Source organism: Phenylobacterium sp. (genome assembly GCF_025934275.1).
Classification (GTDB): Bacteria; Pseudomonadota; Alphaproteobacteria; order Caulobacterales; family Caulobacteraceae; genus Phenylobacterium.
On the sequence record NZ_JAICYI010000004.1, the window covers coordinates 50,628 to 66,896 of the forward strand.

General features: G+C 70.7%; 15 protein-coding genes. 8 read left to right on the forward strand and 7 right to left on the reverse strand.

Annotation, left to right across the window (positions count from 1 at the left end; genetic code table 11):
- Positions 1-9: 9 nt before the first annotated feature.
- Positions 10-708: a pirin family protein gene (locus Q0W60_RS02065; protein WP_297692066.1), complete on the reverse strand. Its 699-nt coding sequence runs from the start codon at positions 706-708 to the stop codon at positions 10-12.
- Positions 709-938: 230 nt separating this feature from the next.
- Between Q0W60_RS02065 and Q0W60_RS02070 the strand changes: the two genes are divergently transcribed.
- On the forward strand, positions 939-1,118 hold the full coding sequence (locus tag Q0W60_RS02070; protein WP_297692068.1) for a hypothetical protein: 180 nt from the start codon (positions 939-941) through the stop codon (positions 1,116-1,118).
- 12 nt (positions 1,119-1,130) lie between these two features.
- Here Q0W60_RS02070 and Q0W60_RS02075 read toward each other — a convergent pair whose 3' ends face one another.
- Both Q0W60_RS02075 and Q0W60_RS02080 read right to left on the reverse strand, forming a co-directional pair.
- Positions 1,131-1,415, reverse strand: coding sequence for a hypothetical protein (locus Q0W60_RS02075; protein ID WP_297692070.1), 285 nt, complete (start codon positions 1,413-1,415; stop codon positions 1,131-1,133).
- A gap of 72 nt (positions 1,416-1,487) precedes the next feature.
- Positions 1,488-1,682, reverse strand: a complete 195-nt coding sequence (locus Q0W60_RS02080) for a hypothetical protein (protein ID WP_297692072.1) — start codon at positions 1,680-1,682, stop codon at positions 1,488-1,490.
- Between the two features lie 144 nt (positions 1,683-1,826).
- Here Q0W60_RS02080 and Q0W60_RS02085 point away from each other — a divergent pair, with 144 nt between their 5' ends.
- The 5 genes from Q0W60_RS02085 to copD all read left to right on the forward strand — a co-directional run bounded on the left by Q0W60_RS02085 (position 1,827) and on the right by copD (position 6,141).
- Positions 1,827-2,549 (forward strand): Crp/Fnr family transcriptional regulator, encoded by a 723-nt coding sequence (locus Q0W60_RS02085; protein WP_297692074.1) that lies wholly within the window; start codon positions 1,827-1,829, stop codon positions 2,547-2,549.
- 65 nt (positions 2,550-2,614) lie between these two features.
- Positions 2,615-4,027 (forward strand): MFS transporter, encoded by a 1,413-nt coding sequence (locus tag Q0W60_RS02090; protein WP_297692076.1) that lies wholly within the window; start codon positions 2,615-2,617, stop codon positions 4,025-4,027.
- A gap of 50 nt (positions 4,028-4,077) precedes the next feature.
- A complete protein-coding gene (locus tag Q0W60_RS02095) occupies positions 4,078-4,854 on the forward strand; it encodes an acyl-CoA thioesterase domain-containing protein (protein WP_297692078.1) in 777 nt (258 codons plus the stop codon).
- Between the two features lie 62 nt (positions 4,855-4,916).
- Entirely contained in the window at positions 4,917-5,273 is a 357-nt protein-coding gene (gene copC / locus Q0W60_RS02100; RefSeq protein ID WP_297692080.1) for a copper homeostasis periplasmic binding protein CopC, read from the forward strand.
- Position 5,274: 1 nt separating this feature from the next.
- The gene (gene copD / locus Q0W60_RS02105) at positions 5,275-6,141 is read left to right on the forward strand and encodes a copper homeostasis membrane protein CopD (RefSeq protein ID WP_297692082.1); all 867 of its coding nucleotides are present in this window, start codon (positions 5,275-5,277) and stop codon (positions 6,139-6,141) included.
- Between the two features lie 110 nt (positions 6,142-6,251).
- On the opposite strand, the gene Q0W60_RS02110 is transcribed toward copD, so the two are convergent.
- Positions 6,252-7,985: a carboxylesterase family protein gene (locus Q0W60_RS02110; RefSeq protein WP_297692084.1), complete on the reverse strand. Its 1,734-nt coding sequence runs from the start codon at positions 7,983-7,985 to the stop codon at positions 6,252-6,254.
- Positions 7,986-8,140: 155 nt separating this feature from the next.
- Between Q0W60_RS02110 and Q0W60_RS02115 the strand changes: the two genes are divergently transcribed.
- The gene (locus tag Q0W60_RS02115; protein WP_297692086.1) at positions 8,141-9,589 is read left to right on the forward strand and encodes a PhoPQ-activated protein PqaA family protein; all 1,449 of its coding nucleotides are present in this window, start codon (positions 8,141-8,143) and stop codon (positions 9,587-9,589) included.
- 12 nt (positions 9,590-9,601) lie between these two features.
- Here Q0W60_RS02115 and Q0W60_RS02120 read toward each other — a convergent pair whose 3' ends face one another.
- Positions 9,602-10,642 (reverse strand): hypothetical protein, encoded by a 1,041-nt coding sequence (locus Q0W60_RS02120; RefSeq protein WP_297692087.1) that lies wholly within the window; start codon positions 10,640-10,642, stop codon positions 9,602-9,604.
- Positions 10,643-10,741: 99 nt separating this feature from the next.
- Here Q0W60_RS02120 and Q0W60_RS02125 point away from each other — a divergent pair, with 99 nt between their 5' ends.
- On the forward strand, positions 10,742-11,923 hold the full coding sequence (locus Q0W60_RS02125) for a pyridoxal phosphate-dependent aminotransferase (RefSeq protein WP_297692088.1): 1,182 nt from the start codon (positions 10,742-10,744) through the stop codon (positions 11,921-11,923).
- Here the strand turns inward: Q0W60_RS02125 and Q0W60_RS02130 are convergent.
- Positions 11,920-12,588: a hypothetical protein gene (locus tag Q0W60_RS02130; protein ID WP_297692089.1), complete on the reverse strand. Its 669-nt coding sequence runs from the start codon at positions 12,586-12,588 to the stop codon at positions 11,920-11,922. The two genes, Q0W60_RS02125 and Q0W60_RS02130, sit on opposite strands and share 4 nt — an antisense overlap.
- A 25-nt stretch (positions 12,589-12,613) precedes the next feature.
- Positions 12,614-16,228, reverse strand: coding sequence for a hydantoinase B/oxoprolinase family protein (locus Q0W60_RS02135; RefSeq protein ID WP_297692090.1), 3,615 nt, complete (start codon positions 16,226-16,228; stop codon positions 12,614-12,616).
- Between the last annotated feature and the right edge of the window lie 41 nt (positions 16,229-16,269).

The following is a 16,269-nucleotide window of genomic DNA, read 5'->3' on the forward strand; positions in this document are numbered from 1 at the left end:
CTCCCGCTGCTACGCGGCGTCGACCAGCACGACCTCGGCGTCTTCGAGAGCCGTCACGCTCAGCGACCGCTCGCCGGTGATCGCCGCACCGTCGCGGGCGTCCAGGCGCACGCCGTTCACGTCCACCGCCCCGGTCGCCGGCACCAGATAGGCATGGCGCGACGGGTCGAGCGGATAGTCGGCCGTCTCCCCGGCCCTCAGGGTGGCGCCGAGCACGCGCGCGTCGGTGCGGATCGCCAGCGCGTCTGCGTCGTCGGCGAGGCCTGACGCCAGGGTGATGAAGCGCCCCGCCCGGTCGGATTTCGGGAACGGCTTGGCGCCCCAGGCCGGAGGCCCGCCGCGCGCGTTGGGCTCGATCCAGATCTGGAACAGCGTCGTGGCGCCGGGCTCGAGGTTGTACTCGGCGTGGCGGATGCCTGTCCCTGCGCTCATCACCTGGACGTCGCCGGCTTCGGTGCGGCCCTTGTTGCCCAGGCTGTCCTGGTGGGTGATCGCGCCGGCGCGGACATAGGTGATGATCTCCATGTCCGCATGCGGGTGCGGCGGAAAGCCGGAGTTGGCGGCGATCTCGTCGTCGTTCCACACGCGCAGGCTCCCCCAGCCCATGCGGGCGGGGTCATAGTAGTTGGCGAACGAGAAGTGATGCCGCGCCTTGAGCCAGCCGTGGTCCGCGCCGCCGAGCTGTGAGAAGGGCCGTTTGTGGATCATGCGATGTCTCCCGCGGGCATAGATAGGCGCCGCCGCCGCGCCGCAAACGGGGCGCTGCCGAAAGGGATTGGTTCCGGATCGGAAAGGATCGCATTCCACCGCGCCCACACCGACGAGCCCGGGTGGTCCGGCGCGCTGCGACATCCTGTAGCACAGCCAAACCCAAACTCACGCTTGGCGCGCAGTGCGACGTAGCCTATCGCGCAGAAGTTGCAGTTGCGTGGGTGGGCATGAAGTACGAAGTCATCGAGCGTGGGTCGGAGTGGATCGTGCACAACGAGGGCGTCGAGGAGGCGCGCTTCGAGCTGCAGGAGGAGGCGCTGGACCACGTGGCCGCGCGGCTGCGCGCCATCAAGCCCGGCGACGATGTCATCTCGCTCTGCGTTCGTTACGAGGGGCCGGACGCCTGAGCGCGCGCCGGGTCAGGCGCGCATCTCGAAATAGGCCGTGCCGCTGCCGGCCGAGTGGCCGAGCATGGTGATGCGGTAGGTCGCCCCGCTCTCCAGCGTGAGCTCGCCGTCACCGTCGCGGAACGCCTGCTGGGCGATCTCCGGCGAGGCGTTGAACGAGCCGCGCAGGCGCGAAGGCCCGGGCTTCAGCGTGGTCGGTTCGCCAAGGATCTCATAGTCGACCGGGCCCTTGAAGCCGCGGCATTTCAATTCGCCCGTACCCGGGTGAGCGGGGAGTTGCTTTCGGATGCGAGCCATCCGTCATCCTTTATGTGGAAGACACAAGAACGGCTGAGGCTGAGGTTCGATCCCAAGCACCTTCTCGACGGGTCAAGCTTGCGTCTCGGAGGTCGGACCGCCGCGAAGCCTGAGGATGCAGGTCGGCCCTTCCCAGACTTCGACCGCATAGTGGCGCGCGAGGCGTTCGGCGGCGAGCCGCCGGATATGCGGCCGCTGGTCGGCCGACAGGCGTTCGGCCAGCACCGGATCGCCGGCTTCGTTCAGCCCATAGAACAGCAGGTCCACGCGCAGTCTCCCAACCCGGTTTTGCTCTACGCGCGCGGAGCGCCGCCGTCTGCCGGGTTTCCGACATAACGGTATGGGTCCGGGACAGGCGCCGGGAAGCCAGGTCCGCGAAGCCAACCGTTGCTTGACGCGTTTTGGGCTTGCATGGCCTGGGACAACCATTTCCTCGGGAGCTTGAGCGCGGCCGACGCCGCGCGCCTCGAGCCGGATCTCCGGGAGATCGAACTTCAGCGCAATCAGGTTCTCGACGAGGCCGGCCGAGCGGTCACCTTCGTGTACCTGCCGGTTGACTGCATCTTGTCAGTGCTGACGGTGATGAAGGACGGCGCCCAGGTGGAGAGCCGCACGATCGGCCATGAGAGCGGCTACGGCCTCCTGCAGGCCCTCGGCTCGCCGATGAGCTACGAACGGACCATCGTGCAGGTGCCCGGACGCTGCTGGCGGCTGCCGCTCGAGGCGCTGCGGCGGGCGGCCGCGGAGAGCTTGAAACTGCGCGAGATCATCGTCCGCCACGCTCAGGCCAGTCTGCTGCAGGCCGCACAGTCGACCGCCTGCAACACCCTGCATCGCGCCGAGCAGAGGCTCTGCCGCTGGCTTCTGCTCAGCCAGGACCGGCTCCGCTCCGACGTCCTGCCGCTGACCCAGGAGCACCTGGCGATCATGCTGGGCGTGCAGCGCACGACCGTCACCGCGACCGCGTCCAATCTCCAGGAGCGCGGGATGATCGCCTACAGCCGCGGGCGCATCCGCATCCTCGACCGTCCTGCGCTCGAGCGCTGCGCCTGCGAGTGCTACCAGGCCATCGAGCGTGGCGCGGCCTTGATGCTCGGCGAGGCGGACGCGGCCAAACGCGAGCCCGCGGCCTGACGTCGCGTCAGCCTTGAACCGGGCGCCCGATCTGGGCCTGATCGGGCGAACGCGCGGAGGCTTCCATGACGATGGCGGGCGCAGGATCGAAGCGGCTCTCGCTCGGCAGGATCGTCGTGTTCGCGTTGGCCAGCCTTCCAGTGAGCGCGCTGGCGACGGCCCTGCTGATTTATCTGCCGCCGCATCTGGCCACGCAGCTGGGCGTCCCGCTCGCCGTGGTCGCCGGGACCTGGGCGGCCGTCCGGCTGATCGACATCGGGGTGGATCCCATCCTTGGCGTGCTGATGGACCGCACGCGCAGCGTCATCGGGCGATACCGGCCGTGGATGATCGCCGGCACGCCGATGCTGATGCTGGCGGTCTTCATGCTGTTCTTCGCCCCCGTCGGCGTCGGAAAGCCCTACCTCGTCGGCTGGCTGTTCCTGCTCTATGTGGCGCTCTCGATCCTGGCGCTGGCTCACCCGGCCTGGGCCGCGACGCTCGCCAAGGGCTACAACGATCGTTCCAGGATCTTCGGCATCATGGCCGCGGTCGCCATCCTGGCGCTGCTCGTCGTGCTTTCCATCCCGGTGATCGCCGGGCGCCGCGGCCTCGGCGACGCCGGCGCGATCCACGCCATGGGCTGGTTCGTCATCCTGCTCTCGCCGTTCGCGATCGGCTTTGCCATCGTGTTCACGCCCGAGCGCGTGGCCCCGCGCCACCGCTCCGACACCGGCTTCAGGCTCGGCGACGTCCTCCTCGTGCTCAGGAGGACGGACCTCCTGCGACTCTACGCCGCCCAGATGGCCATGACCATGGGGCCGGGCTGGATGAGCTCGATCTACATCTTCTTCACCCGCGACTACATGGGCTTCAGCCAGGCGCAGGCCTCGATGCTGCTGCTCGCCTACGTTCTGGCGGGGCTCGCCGGCGCGCCGTTCACGGCCTGGCTGTCGACGAAGATCGGCAAGCACCGGACGGTGATGGCCATCGCGGTGGCCTATTCCGTGGGCCTGCTCACCGTCCTGCTGGCTCCCAAGGGCGTGCTGCTCGGCTCGGTGCCGGTGAACCTCTGGTGCGGGTTCGCCGGAGCCGGGTTCGAGCTCACCCTCCGCTCCATGCTGGCGGACGTCGCCGACGAGGTGCGCCTCGACCACGGCAAGGACCGGCTGAGCCTCATCTATTCGCTGAACACCGCGGCGGCGAAGCTCGCCTCGGCGGGCGCGATCATCGTCAGCTTCCGCCTGCTCGCCGGCTTCGGCTACCTTCCGAAGCTCGGCCACGCGAACACGCCCGAGGCGATCCGCGGCCTGGGGATGACCTTCGTCGCCGGTCCCATCGCCTGCGTCGTCCTGGGAGCCCTGTTCATGATCGGCTGGAAGATGACCGCCGAGAAGCACGCCGCCATCCGCATGGCCCTGGAGGCCCGCGACGCCGAGGCCGCGCTGGGCGGCGCCGACGGCGAGCATCTGGGCGACGCGGCCGAAGCCGCCGCCTGAACTCGCCGGGGCTAGGCGCAGGCGGCGGGAATCGGCATAGCTCCCGCCGCATGTCGAACAAGCCCTTCTTCACGGTCGACGGCGACCGCTTCGTCCCCACTGACGCCGCGCGCGGCCCGTGGGACCCCAAGTCCCTGCACGGCCGGGTGATCGTGGGCCTGCTGGGCGCCGAGATCGAACGCCTGCACGGCGGCCCGGAGTTCGTTCCGGCCCGCCTCACGGTCGACATGTACCGCCTGCCGGACCTCTCGCCCGCGGAAGTGACGACGCGGGTGGTGCGCGAGGGCTACCGCATCAAGGTGATCGACGCCGAGTTCTTCTCTGCCGGCGTCTCCGCCGGCCGCGCCACCTGCCAGCTCCTGCGCCGCAGCGAGCAGCCGGACGGAAATGTCTGGAAGCCGCCGGCCTGGGATGTCCCGAAGCCCGATGACATTCCGCCGCCCGAGGCCAGCGCCCGTCCGATGGGCGGCATGTGGGCCACCCGCCGCATCGCCGGCGATTTCGGCTCGGTGGGCCAGAAGCGCGCCTGGATCAGCGAGGTGCGCGAGTTGGTGGAGGGCCGGCCGCTGACTCCGTTCGTCCGGGTGGCGGGCGCGGCCGACTTCGCGAGCCCGTTCGCCAACGCCGGCGACCAGGGCCTGAAGTACATCAACTCCGACGTCACCCTCTACCTGCACCGCGAGCCGGTCGGCGAATGGGTGGGGTTCGAGGTGGTGAACCATGGCGCGACCGAGGGCGTCGCGATCGGCGAGTGCTTCCTCTACGACGTCGAGGGCCGGATCGGTTCCGCCTCCTGTTGCGCGCTGACCCAGCGGCGGCGGGCGTGAGGCGCTCAGCTCCGGTTCACCGGCCGCCCGTGCTATTGCAGCCTCGAACCCAGGAGCCGCTCATGAACACCCTCGCCCTCGGCGCGATCGCCGTTTCCGCCGCGCTGGCCTTGGCCGGCGCGGCCGAGGCCCACGCGCACCTCGTCACGGCCAGCCCAGCCGCCGGCGCCAAGGGGCCCGCCCCCTCGCAGATCAAGCTCACCTTCAGCGAGGGCCTGGTTGGCAAGTTCTCCAAGCTCGAGCTCACCGACGCCGCCGGCCACAAGGCGTCGCTGGGCCCGGCGGCGGTCGACGGCAAGCAGATGTCCGCGGCGGTCTCCGGCAAGCTCGCGCCCGGCGCCTACAAGGTGAGTTGGACGGCGGTCTCCGCCGACACCCACCGGACGAGCGGCGGCTTCAGTTTCACCGTCACCCCCTGAGATGCCGGCGGCCCTGATCGGGGCGCGGTGGCTGCACGAGGCGGCCCTCCTGGTCCTGTTCGGCGCCGCCGCGTTCCCGCTCTACGCCGGAGCGGATTTGCCGGCGGGGGCCGCCGGCTTCGCCGCCTGGCGTCGCCGACGCCTCCTGCTGTTGGCCGGCCTGGCGCTGATCGGCGGCCTCGCCTGGTTCGCGTTCACCGCGGCGGGCATGAGCGGAGACCCCGCCGACGCCGCGAGCCCGGCCGCCTGGGCCGCCACCTTCGCCGACACCGAGTTCGGCAAGCTCTGGGCCGTGCGGCTCGGGCTGATCCTGGTCCTTTTCGCCGCGGCCTGGCTGCGCGCCTCGGTCCCCCGCGAGACGGCGCTCGCCGCCGTCGCCCTCGGCAGCCTCGCCTGGACCGGCCACGGCGACCTGCCCGAGGGCGCGCTCGGCGCGGCGCACCGCATCGGCGACGTGATCCACCTGCTTGCCGCGGGCCTCTGGCTGGGCGCGCTCTGGGCGCTGGGCTGGCTCGCGTGGCGCAGACCGCAGGCGCCCGAGACCGAGCGGGCGCTCCGGCGCTTCTCCGGGGCCGGCCAGCTCGCCGTGGCGCTCCTGGTCCTCACGGGCTTGCTGAGCGCCTACGCGATCCTCGGCGACCCAGCCAAGCTCCTCACCACCACCTATGGACGGCTGCTGGACGTCAAGCTCGCCGCGTTCGCCGGCATGCTGGCGCTGGCCGTCCTCAACCGGTTCGTGCTTGTGCCGCGGCTCGCGGCCGGCGGCGGGCTCGGCCGGCTCCGCTGGCAGATCGCCGGCGAGCAGGCGCTCGGCGTCGTGATCGTCGCCATCGTGGCGATGATCGGCACGATCGATCCGGGTTCGTAGGCGCGACTTCGCCGCGGTCTGCATCCGCTGCGCCTTGCCGCCGGAAGCGGCGGCGATGAGCTGCGGGATCGCCTCGGTGACCTTGGGCTCCAGGCCCTCGGCCGCTGCCTTCAGCCGCGCATACGCGTGTTGGGCATGCCGGCGAGCGCCTGGCGCACCTCCGACAGCGGATCGTCGACGACCTTGCTCGGCAGGTTGAACTCCATCACCGGCCGGGTCTTGGCGTTGTAGGCCGGCCAGTGCGGCAGGCCCGGATGGTTGGGGTTTCCGCTCCGCGCGAACGCCACCCAGGCCCCGGCGATCTGATCCCCCATCCGCTTCGGCTCGGGGCCGGGACCCACGAACGCCCGGACCTTGTCGAAGGAATAGAGCATGAACGGGATCTCGATGGTGTGGGGCGATCGGAAGACGCCGCCGCCCGCCGGGGTCTCCCAGGTGGTCATGTACACATAGGCCGGGGCGCCGCCCTGGGCCGCCTTGCGGTCGGCCAGCGTCTCGGAGCCGCCCATCCCCAGGCCGGAGCTCATCACCTGCACCCAGAGATAGGTCGGCGAATAGACCGGGTAGGCGCGGCGCAGGGCGGCCAGCAGCTTCTGGCCCGGCTCGCCGAACGGCTTCATGCGGGCCTGCAGGTCGGCCTCGGTCATCCGCCCGAACCAGGGCTCCCCGGCGGTGAAGATGGTCATCTCGTCCTTCGCCCAGCCGACCAGCACCGGGACGTCGGCGGAAACCGCCGGCGCATCGGGCGTGAACGGATCGCGCGGGATCACCGTCCCGTCGACGATCGGTCCGGAGCCGACGCCTCCGAACCCGCCCCGGGAGAGCTTGCCGGCGGCTTCGAGGACGATCGGGCCGGGCACGCTCTCCAACGCCGCCCGGTCGCCGGGCTTGACGCCCAGCGCATCGAGCAGCTGCTTGGCCTGCGCCGCCGCGGGCGCGGGGCGGCCGAGCGTGAGTCCGGGCCCGCTCTGGATCGCCGCCTTGTGGAAAAGCCCCTTGGCCGACGGCATGGCCATCAGCGTCGAGACCTTCACCCCGCCGCCCGACTGGCCGGAGATCATCACATTGCCCGGATTGCCGCCGAAGGCTTCGATGTTGTCGCGAATCCAGTCCAGCGCCGCCACCAGGTCCTGCATCCCGACGGTGCCCGAGGCGGCGTAGTCCGGCCCGAACGCCTCGGCGAGATTCAGGTACCCGAACACGTTGAGTCGGTGATTGAGGCTCACCGCCACCACGTCGAAGTGACGGGCCAGGCCATCGCACTGGTAGATCGGCTGGGCGCCGGAGCCGTAGGCGAAGCCGCCGCCGTGGATCCAGACTATCACCGGCCGCCGCTTGCGGTCGGGCGCCGGCGTCCAGACGTTCAGGTAGAGGCAGTCCTCGTTCATCACCTTCATCTCGGAAGGCGTCGTGAAGACCCGGTGCATCTGGAACGAGAAGTCGTTCGGCGCGACGACGCTGGTCCCGCCGGCCATCTGCATGGCGGGCGCGCCGTAGTCGGACGCATCGTAGGTGTCGGTCCAAGGCGCCGGCGGCTGCGGCGGCATGAAGCGGAGCTTGCCGATCGGCGGCGCCGCGTAGCGCAAGCCCTTGAAGGCATGGACGCCGTTGTCGACGAGCCCTTGGACGGGCCCATACTTGGTCTTCACCACCGGGGTCGGGATCGGCACGCCGGGTCCGGTCTCCGCCGCCCCGGGCGCCGCGGCGGGCGCGCGACGGGCAGGCTTCGCCGCCGCGGGCTTCGCCGCCTTGGCCGTCCTGCCGGCCGCCTCCGCCGCTGTCGCGCTGAGCGCCGCTGCGCCTGCCGCCAGACCGATCACGGTCCGCCGATCGAATTTCTCCATCACATCCTCCCCCGTGGCGTCTCGTACCGGTCGCTCAAAGCGCCTGTCCGTCAGAAGACGGCGCGGGCTTGGCCGTTGTCAATTGACGCTTGGGGAAGACAAGCCGCTGACGCCTGTGTCATCTATCGCGGAAAGAGGTTGTGGGAGGGACTGACATGCGTGCGTGGAGGTTGATCGGCGGCGCCTTGGCCGCTGTCCTGCTGGCGTCTGCGCCGGCGCTGGCCAATCCCAGGAACGCGCTCGACGCCTATGTCGCCAAGCCCGATCCGGCGTTCGGCTGGAAAGTGGTCAAGCAGCTCTCCGGGCCCGGCTATCACGCCGCGGTGCTCGACCTCGCCTCGCAGAGCTGGCTCACGCCGAAGCAGGTCGACCACACGGTCTGGCATCACTGGCTGACGGTGATCGTGCCGGACAAGGTCGCCCACCGCACCGGCTTCATGTTCATCACCGGCGGCAAGATCGGCGATCCCGCGCCGGACAAGGCCACCGAGCGCTTCGCCAAGATGGCGCTGGAGACCAACTCGGTGGTTTCCGAGCTGGATGACGTGCCCAACCAGCCGCTGCGCTTCACCGAGGATCCCAAGCCGCGGGTCGAGGACGAGATCATCGCCTACCAGCAGGCCAAGTTCGCCCGTGACCGCAATCCGCTCGACCTCGTTCGCCTGCCGATGGTCAAGAGCGGCACAGCCGCCATGACCGCGATCCAGCAGTACCTGGCGACCCCGGAGGGCGGGAAACTGCCGCTCGACCACTTCGTGGTCTCCGGCGGCTCGAAACGCGCCTGGACCACCTGGCTGGTGGGCGCGCTCGATCCGCGCGTCGTGGCGATCATCCCGATCGTCATCAACGTGCTCGACGTCGACGCCACCACCCGTCACCACTGGGAGGCGATGGGCTACTTCTCGCCCGCCCTGAAGGACTATGTCGACAACGGGCTGATCCCGAACATGATCGGCAAGCCCGGCATCGAGGCGGTGAACAAGATCGAGGATCCCCTCAACTACCGGGACCGGCCCTCGATGAAGATGCCGAAGTACATCATCAACGCCGTCGGCGACGAGTACTTCCCGCCGGACAACACCCGCTTCAGCTACCATCTGCTGCCGCAGGTGAAGCGGCTTCGCATGATCCCGAACTCCAAGCATTCAACGGCGGGCACCGACATCAGCGACAGCATGACCGCCTTCTACGCCGCGATCCTCGATCACCGGCCGATCCCGAACTATGCGTGGAGCGTCGGCAAGGACGGGGCGATCGTCCTGCATTCCGACGTCAAGCCGATGGAGGTCTACCTCTGGCAGGGGACCAACCCGAACGCCCGCGACTTCCGGGTCGACACCATCGGCAAGGTGTTCACCTCGACGCGGCTATCGCCTCGGCCGGACGGGACCTATCGCGGCGACGTGCCCAAGCCGAAGACCGGCTTCACCGCCTATTTCCTCGAGGTGCTCTACCCCAGCGGGACCAAGTACCCGTTCAAGTTCACCACCGAGGTGTACGTGAAGCCCGATGTCTATCCCTACCGCTGGAAAGACGCCCGGCCGATCATCGCCCCCGACGCCAAGTGGAAGCCGGCCGCCGAGGCGCTGAAATCGAAGGACTGACGGGCCGCCCGGCTAGTACCCCGCCATCCGCCCATTCGGCTTCCCGTCGACGATCTGGTCGAGGTACTCGCTGAGGCCATAGCCCACCAGCCCGCCGCAGCGGTATTCCGTCATCCCCTCGGTGATGCGGGTCTGCAGCTCCTGCCCGTCCGGCGTCTTGCGGCGGTTGCGCAAGGGGATCAGGGACATCACCTTGCCGCTGACCTCGTAGGTCTTTCCAGCCTCGGTCCTGACCTTGGCGCGCAGCGCCGTCTGGTAGTCGCGCTCGTCCCAGTCGCTGTCGATGACGCACGCCTCGATCAGGTCGTAGGTCCCGTCTCGGAACACCATGCCGCCTTGGCGCGCGCCCCCTTTGCCGTCGCCGATCACCGACAGCATCATCCCGAAGTCGCGGCCGAAGTTCATTGGGCACCACCGGTACCAGTCGATGGCCTGCCAGTGGCGCGGGCCCCACGACTTGTCGCGCAGGCCGAAGCCGTCGATCTCGAAGCGCTCGTCGCCGATCGAGATCTCCCCCTTCGCTGCGCAATGCTGCTCGTAGTGCGCGCGGGCGAACGACCTTTCCGGATCGATCTCCAGCGCCGAGCCGTCCTCGCGCACGGTTTCGCCGCCGTACATCGGCGAGACGCCTTCATATTCGAGCTCGACCGTGCAGGGGACCTGCGGGTTCTCCTTGAACGCAGCCCGCGGCTCGGCCATCTCCAGCGGCCGCTCCAGCAGCAGCGCCTTGCCCGAGTAGCTCACCTTGAGCCGCTTGAAGGGCTCGACCACCTCCACCCTCAGGCCGCCGGCGTCCATCGCCTTGTTCCCCTCGATCGGCGGGCGGCCGAACATGAATCCGATCCGTCCGTCCGGCAGGTAGAGGCAGACGCTCATCTCGGCGTAGTTCTCGTTCGGCCGATTGCCGATGCGGAACCAGCCGCCCGCCTTCCGCACCGGGTCGAAGACGTTGAAGTACATGCTTTCGTTGTAGTTCTTGGCCTCGCCGGGATCGTGAGGGTATTCGTCCTGCGGCTCGAGGCGGGTCTTCAGGCCCGCGGGTCTCCTGGCCATGGCGGCCTCCCTGGTATTTGCGCGCATGGTTACGCGCCTGACCCGAGGGAGGCCAAGCGACTCCTTTCCCGGGCCGGGGCCGGGCCTCTATGAAGGCGCATGCTGCCCCCCGTCGCCCGCCCCGAGGTGCTCGCGCTTCGCGCGTCCAAAATCCGCGATGTCGCCAACGCCGCCTGGGGCCGCAAGGACGTGCTCACCTTCTGGTTCGGCGAGAGCGACCGGGCGACGCCGGACTTCATTCGCGCCCGCGCCGCCCAGGCCCTCGCCGAGGGGCGGACCTTCTACACCCACAACCTGGGCACGGCCGAGCTGCGCGCGGCGCTCGCCGCCTACCTCACCGGCCTGCACGGCCGCCCGATCGGCGAGCGGCGGATCGCGGTGACCAACTCCGGCGTGAACGCCCTGATGATCGCCGCCCAGGCGGTGGTCTCGCCGGGCGATCGCGTCGTGGCGGTGACGCCGGTCTGGCCGAACGTGGTGGAGATCCCGCGCATCCTGTCGGCCGAGGTCGTGGGCGTCCCGCTCGAGCCCGCGCAGGGGAGATGGCGGCTCGACGTCGAGCGTCTGCTGGCCGCGCTGACGCCCGGGACGAAGGCGCTGTTCCTGAACTCGCCGAACAATCCGACCGGCTGGACGCTGCCCGCGGCGGGCCGTTCGCCGATCCTCGCCCATTGTCGCAAGCACGGCATCTGGCTCGTCGCCGACGATGTCTATGAAAGGATCACCTTCGCACCGGAGACGAGCGCGCCCTCGTTCCTGGCGCTCGCGGAGGACGGCGACCGGGTGATCGGCGCCAACTCCTTCTCCAAGGCCTGGCGGATGACCGGCTGGCGGCTGGGCTGGCTGGTGCTGCCGCCCGCGCTGGTGGCCGCCGTGGGCGTGCTCCTCGAATACAACACGTCCTGCGCGCCCGATTTCGTGCAGGCCGCAGCGGTGGATGCGCTCGCCCAGGGCGAGCCGCACGTCGCCGAGATCCGCGCCGAGCTTGCCGCCGCGCGCGACCAGGTGCTCGCGGGCCTGCGGGCCCTGCCTGGCGTCGAGGCGCCGGAGCCGGACGGCGGCATGTACGCCTTCTTCCGGATCGAAGGCTGCACGGACAGCGTGGCGCTCGCCAGGCAGCTGATCGATGAGGCCGGTCTTGGCCTCGCCCCCGGCGTCGCCTTCGGGCCGGAAGGCGAGGGCTGGCTCCGCTGGTGCTTCGCCAACCGGCCGGAGAAGAACGCGCTCGGCCTCGAGCGGCTGACGCGGTTCCTCGCCACCTCAACCGCTTGTCAGACTTAGCTGGGCTTGTCCGCGGGAGGCGCTTGCGCGTCGGCGGGCTTGTCCGCCGGCGTCGGCGCATCGGCCGCCGCCGGATCGGACGGCTTCGGGGCAGCGGCGTCGGCGGCCGGCGCAGCCTCCTCCTCGGCGTTGACCTTGAAGGCCGGGCCCATCAGCAGCGCGCGTTTCTGCAGCGCATCGGCGGTCGCCATGCAGCGGCGCGGCGGCTCCCAGCTCATCCACTCCTGGGCGATCTGCGCCTTGGTCACGCCCGGTGTGACGGTCCAGACCGCGTGGCCCTTGGCGACCGCGGCAGCCCCAACGGAGTTGATCGGCCTCAGGCTCGCCTTCTCGGCGGCGGTCATCGCGGCCTGCAGCTTGCCGAGGTCCTTGCGGCCCTGGCGCTGCGTCTCGGCATAGACCTTCAGGTCGTCGGAAAGATTGGAGCCCGGCCGGCGGAACTCCGATTCGATGCGGGTGACCTCGGGCATCACCTGGTCGTGCAGGTCGAGGTAGCCGCGCAGAGCCCCGTAGCACCAGGCGACGAACTGGTAGTCGTCCTTCGGCGCGCCGGCCGGCAGCGGCGCCTCCGCGGCGGGCGCGGCGTCCGTCGCCTGGGCTGCGGCGGCGGCCGCATCGGGCTGATCGGCCAGGAAAAGGGCGAGGGCGAACGCGAGCGCGGGCATCAACCAACCTCAGAACCAATGCGCGTCAGGCGCCGCCGGCCAAGCCGAAACCGCCGCCCCCGGGGGTCTCGATCTCGATGACGTCGCCGGCCGCGACCTGCACGGAGAAGCAGCCGTCGAGTGGTGTAACCGCGCCGTCGCCCCCGATCAAACGCTGAGCCCCGGCCTGCGCCGCCCCGCCGCCGGCGAGCCCCTGCGGCGCATGCTCGCGGCGCGATGACAAAAGGGCCGCCTGCATGGGCGCGAGGAAGCGGATCCGCCGCACCGCGCCGTCGCCGCCGGGCTTCGCGCCGGCGCCCCCCGAGCCGCGCCGCACCCCGAACGCCTCCACACGCACCGGGAAGCGCCGCTCCAGGATCTCCGGATCGGTCAGCCGCGAGTTGGTCATGTGGGTGTGCACGGCGCTCGCGCCGGCCGCCTCGGCCGTGGCTCCCGCGCCGCCGCAGACGGTCTCGTAGTACTGACGCTCGGCGTCGCCGAAGGTGAAGTTGTTCATCGTGCCCTGGCTGTTGGCCATGACGCCCAGCGCGGCATAGAGCGCGTCGACCACGTGTTGGCTGGTCTCCACATTGCCGGCGACCACCGCAGCCGGCGGGGCGGGGTCCAGCATCGAGCCCGGCCGCACGAGGATCTTCAGCGGCTCCAGGCAGCCGGAATTCAGCGGGATGTCGTCATCCACCAGGGTGCGGAAGACGTAGAGCGCCGCCGCGTCGACGATCGCCGAGGGGGCGTTGAAGTTGGAGCCGAGTTGACCGGCGCTGTCGGTGAAGTCGAGCACCGCCTCGCCGGCCGCCGCGTCCACGGTGGTGCGCACCACGATCTCGCCGCCGCCGTCCATCGGCGTCCGCGCCTCGCCGTCGGAGAGCTTGCCGATCGCCCGCCGCACGGCGCTGGCGGCGTTCTCCTGGACGAAGGTCATGTAGCGGGCCACCGCCTCGGCGCCATAGGTGCGGATCATCTCGGCGACGGCCGTCGCGCCCGCCTGGCAGGCGGCGATCTGCGCCTTCAGGTCGGCGAGGTTCTGCTCGGGATTTCGCGCCGGGTAGCGGCCGGCGGTCAGCGCCGCCCGGGTCTCGGCCTCCAGGAAGCGGCCGCCCCGCATGATCGGAAGGGCGTCCAGCAGCACGCCTTCCTCTTCGATCGTCTTCGAGAAGGGCGGCATGGAGCCTGGCTGCACCCCGCCGACATCGGCGTGGTGCCCCCGCGCCGCCACGTAGAAGCTGGGCGCCGGGTCGCCGGGATCCATGAACACCGGCATGACCACGGTGATGTCCGGCAGGTGGGTGCCGCCGGCGTAGGGATTGTTGAGGGCGAAGGCTTCGCCCGGATTCAGTCGCGGGTGGCGGTCCCGCACGGCCCTGACGCTCGCGCCCATCGAGCCCAGGTGCACCGGCATGTGCGGGGCGTTGGCCACCAGCCCCCCCTCGACGTCGAACAGGGCGCAGGAGAAGTCGAGCCGCTCCTTGATGTTCACCGAATGCGCCGTGCGCTCCAGCGCGGCCCCCATCGCCTCCGCCACCCCCATGAAGCGTCGGTTGAACAGCTCCAGCGTGACCGGGTCGGGCGTGTCGAGGCCGATCGCCGCCCGCGCGGCGGCGGCGATCCGCGTCAGGCGAATCAGTCCGTCGGCGCCGGCGCTCGCGCGCCAGCCGGGGGCGAGCGCGATCTGGGTGTCGGGCCGCACGATCAGCGCGGGGCCTTCGATCTCCGCCAGCGCCTCGGCCGCGACGACCGGCGCCTCGCGCCAGCGGCCGTGGGCGAAGATATTCACCCGCTCATCCCGGCGGAGGCCGGGATCCAGGCTGAGGTGGCGAGCTGGTCGGGCGGGACGTTCAGACGAGAGTCCGGTTGGGTCCCGGCTTTCGCCGGGATGAGCGGAATTTGAGCGCGCCTCCGCCTCCACCGCCGCGATCAGGATGGTCCGTGCCGGCTCGGCAAAGCCGAACAGCCGCCGGTGCGCATCTTCGAAGGCGAGTCTTGCGGAAGCGAGGGCCGAGGCCGGAACCGGCAGCTCCGCATCCGCGCCCTCGTAGCGCAGCCGAAGCGTGCGGCGGATGGGGCCGGTCTCGGCGCCCTGCTCGGCGAGCTCGGCGCGGACGGCCGCCTCGACCTCGGCCATCAAGCCGTCGGCCTTCACGAGCCCGGCCTCGTCGAGCGGCGCCTCGAGCCCCGCCTGGCGAAGGGCCGTCAGCTCAGCCTGGCCGATGCCCCAGGCGGACAACACGCTGGCGTGGCGGGGGCAGAGCACCTCGGCGACGCCCAGGGCCTCGGCCATCTGGCAGGCGACCTGGCCGGCCGCCCCGCCGAACGCCACCAGCGCATGCTCGCGCGGATCGAAGCCCCGCTCGGTGGAGATGCGGCGCACCGCCTGGGCCATCTGTTCGACCGCGACTGCGATGAATCCTTCGGCGGCGGCTTCCAGGCTCTCAGCCTGCATCGTCCGGGCCAGCTCGGCGAGCCGCGCGCGGGCCGCCGCCGGATCGAGCGGCGCATCTCCGGCGCCCCCAAACACCGGCGGGAAGAAGCGCGGGTCGAGCCGGCCCAGCGCCAGGTTGGCGTCGGTCACCGTCGCCGGCCCGAAGCGGCCATAGCAGGCGGGGCCCGGATCGGCGCCGGCGCTGGCGGGACCCGCCCGGGCGCGGTCGCCGTCGAACGTCAGGATCGAGCCGCCGCCGGCCGCCACGGTCTCCACGTCGAGCATCGGGCTGCGCAGCTTGACGCCGGCGACGTGGGCCCGGTCGCGGCGCTCCAGCACGCCCGCGTAGCGGCAGACGTCGGTCGAGGTGCCGCCCATGTCGAAGCCGAGCGCGGCGGGCGTCCCCGCCGCCTCCGCCGTCCGCGCGACGCCCACCACCCCGCCGGCGGGCCCGGAGACCACTGCGTCTTTGCCGCGGAACGCGTCGGCCCGAACCAGGCCGCCGGCCGAGGTCATGAAGTAGAGCGGCGCGCCGGCCACCGCCTCTGCGAGACGCCGCACATAGGCCTGCAGCACCGGGGTCAGGTAGGCGTCGGCGACGGTGGTCTCGGCGCGCGGAATGAATCGCGGCAGCGGTGAAACCTCCGAGCTCAGCGAGACGAATCTGAAACCGGCGGCCCGGGCGAGCTCGCCCGCCGCGCGCTCATGGACGTCGTTGAGGTCGGCATGCAGCAGGGCGACGGCGACAGCGGCGTAGCCCTCGCGGGTTGCGTCGGCCAGCCTGGCGGCGAGGTGGGCGCTGTCCAGGGGAACAAGCGCGCGGCCTTGCGCGTCCATCCGTTCGCGCGCCTCGACAACGCCGCCGTAGAGAGGAGGCGGCCGATGGATGTTCAGCGCGAAGAGCTCGGGGCGGGCCTGGTCGCCGATAACCAGCGCATCGGCGAACCCCTGGGTGACCACGAGCAGCGTCTTGGCGCCGGCGCGTTCCAGGAGCGCATTGGTGGCGACCGTGGTGCCGAGCTTGATCGCCTCGACCTGGTCAGCGGGGAACGGCGTGTCCGGCGGGGAGCCGAGGATGCGGCGCATCCCCTCCACGGCGGCGTCGGCGTAGGCGGGGGAGAGGGAAAGCAGCTTGAGCGAGGTCTCCGTCCCGTCGGAGCGGCGGCCGATCACGTCGGTGAACGTCCCGCCGCGGTCGATCCAGAAACTCCAGCGCCTGTCCAAAACTTAAGGTCCCGCAGAATTGTGTTCGCTGAACGAACGGC

Bases quoted from the DNA above. Each gene is read 5' to 3' on its own strand.
- Q0W60_RS02065 (WP_297692066.1), bottom strand. From the start codon at position 708: ATGATCCACAAACGGCCCTTCTCACAGCTCGGCGGCGCGGACCACGGC.
- Q0W60_RS02070 (WP_297692068.1), top strand. From the start codon at position 939: ATGAAGTACGAAGTCATCGAGCGTGGGTCGGAGTGGATCGTGCACAAC.
- Q0W60_RS02075 (WP_297692070.1), bottom strand. From the start codon at position 1,415: ATGGCTCGCATCCGAAAGCAACTCCCCGCTCACCCGGGTACGGGCGAA.
- Q0W60_RS02085 (WP_297692074.1), top strand. From the start codon at position 1,827: ATGGCCTGGGACAACCATTTCCTCGGGAGCTTGAGCGCGGCCGACGCC.
- Q0W60_RS02090 (WP_297692076.1), top strand. From the start codon at position 2,615: ATGACGATGGCGGGCGCAGGATCGAAGCGGCTCTCGCTCGGCAGGATC.
- Q0W60_RS02095 (WP_297692078.1), top strand. From the start codon at position 4,078: ATGTCGAACAAGCCCTTCTTCACGGTCGACGGCGACCGCTTCGTCCCC.
- copC (WP_297692080.1), top strand. From the start codon at position 4,917: ATGAACACCCTCGCCCTCGGCGCGATCGCCGTTTCCGCCGCGCTGGCC.
- copD (WP_297692082.1), top strand. From the start codon at position 5,275: ATGCCGGCGGCCCTGATCGGGGCGCGGTGGCTGCACGAGGCGGCCCTC.
- Q0W60_RS02110 (WP_297692084.1), bottom strand. From the start codon at position 7,985: ATGGAGAAATTCGATCGGCGGACCGTGATCGGTCTGGCGGCAGGCGCA.
- Q0W60_RS02115 (WP_297692086.1), top strand. From the start codon at position 8,141: ATGCGTGCGTGGAGGTTGATCGGCGGCGCCTTGGCCGCTGTCCTGCTG.
- Q0W60_RS02120 (WP_297692087.1), bottom strand. From the start codon at position 10,642: ATGGCCAGGAGACCCGCGGGCCTGAAGACCCGCCTCGAGCCGCAGGAC.
- Q0W60_RS02125 (WP_297692088.1), top strand. From the start codon at position 10,742: ATGCTGCCCCCCGTCGCCCGCCCCGAGGTGCTCGCGCTTCGCGCGTCC.
- Q0W60_RS02130 (WP_297692089.1), bottom strand. From the start codon at position 12,588: ATGCCCGCGCTCGCGTTCGCCCTCGCCCTTTTCCTGGCCGATCAGCCC.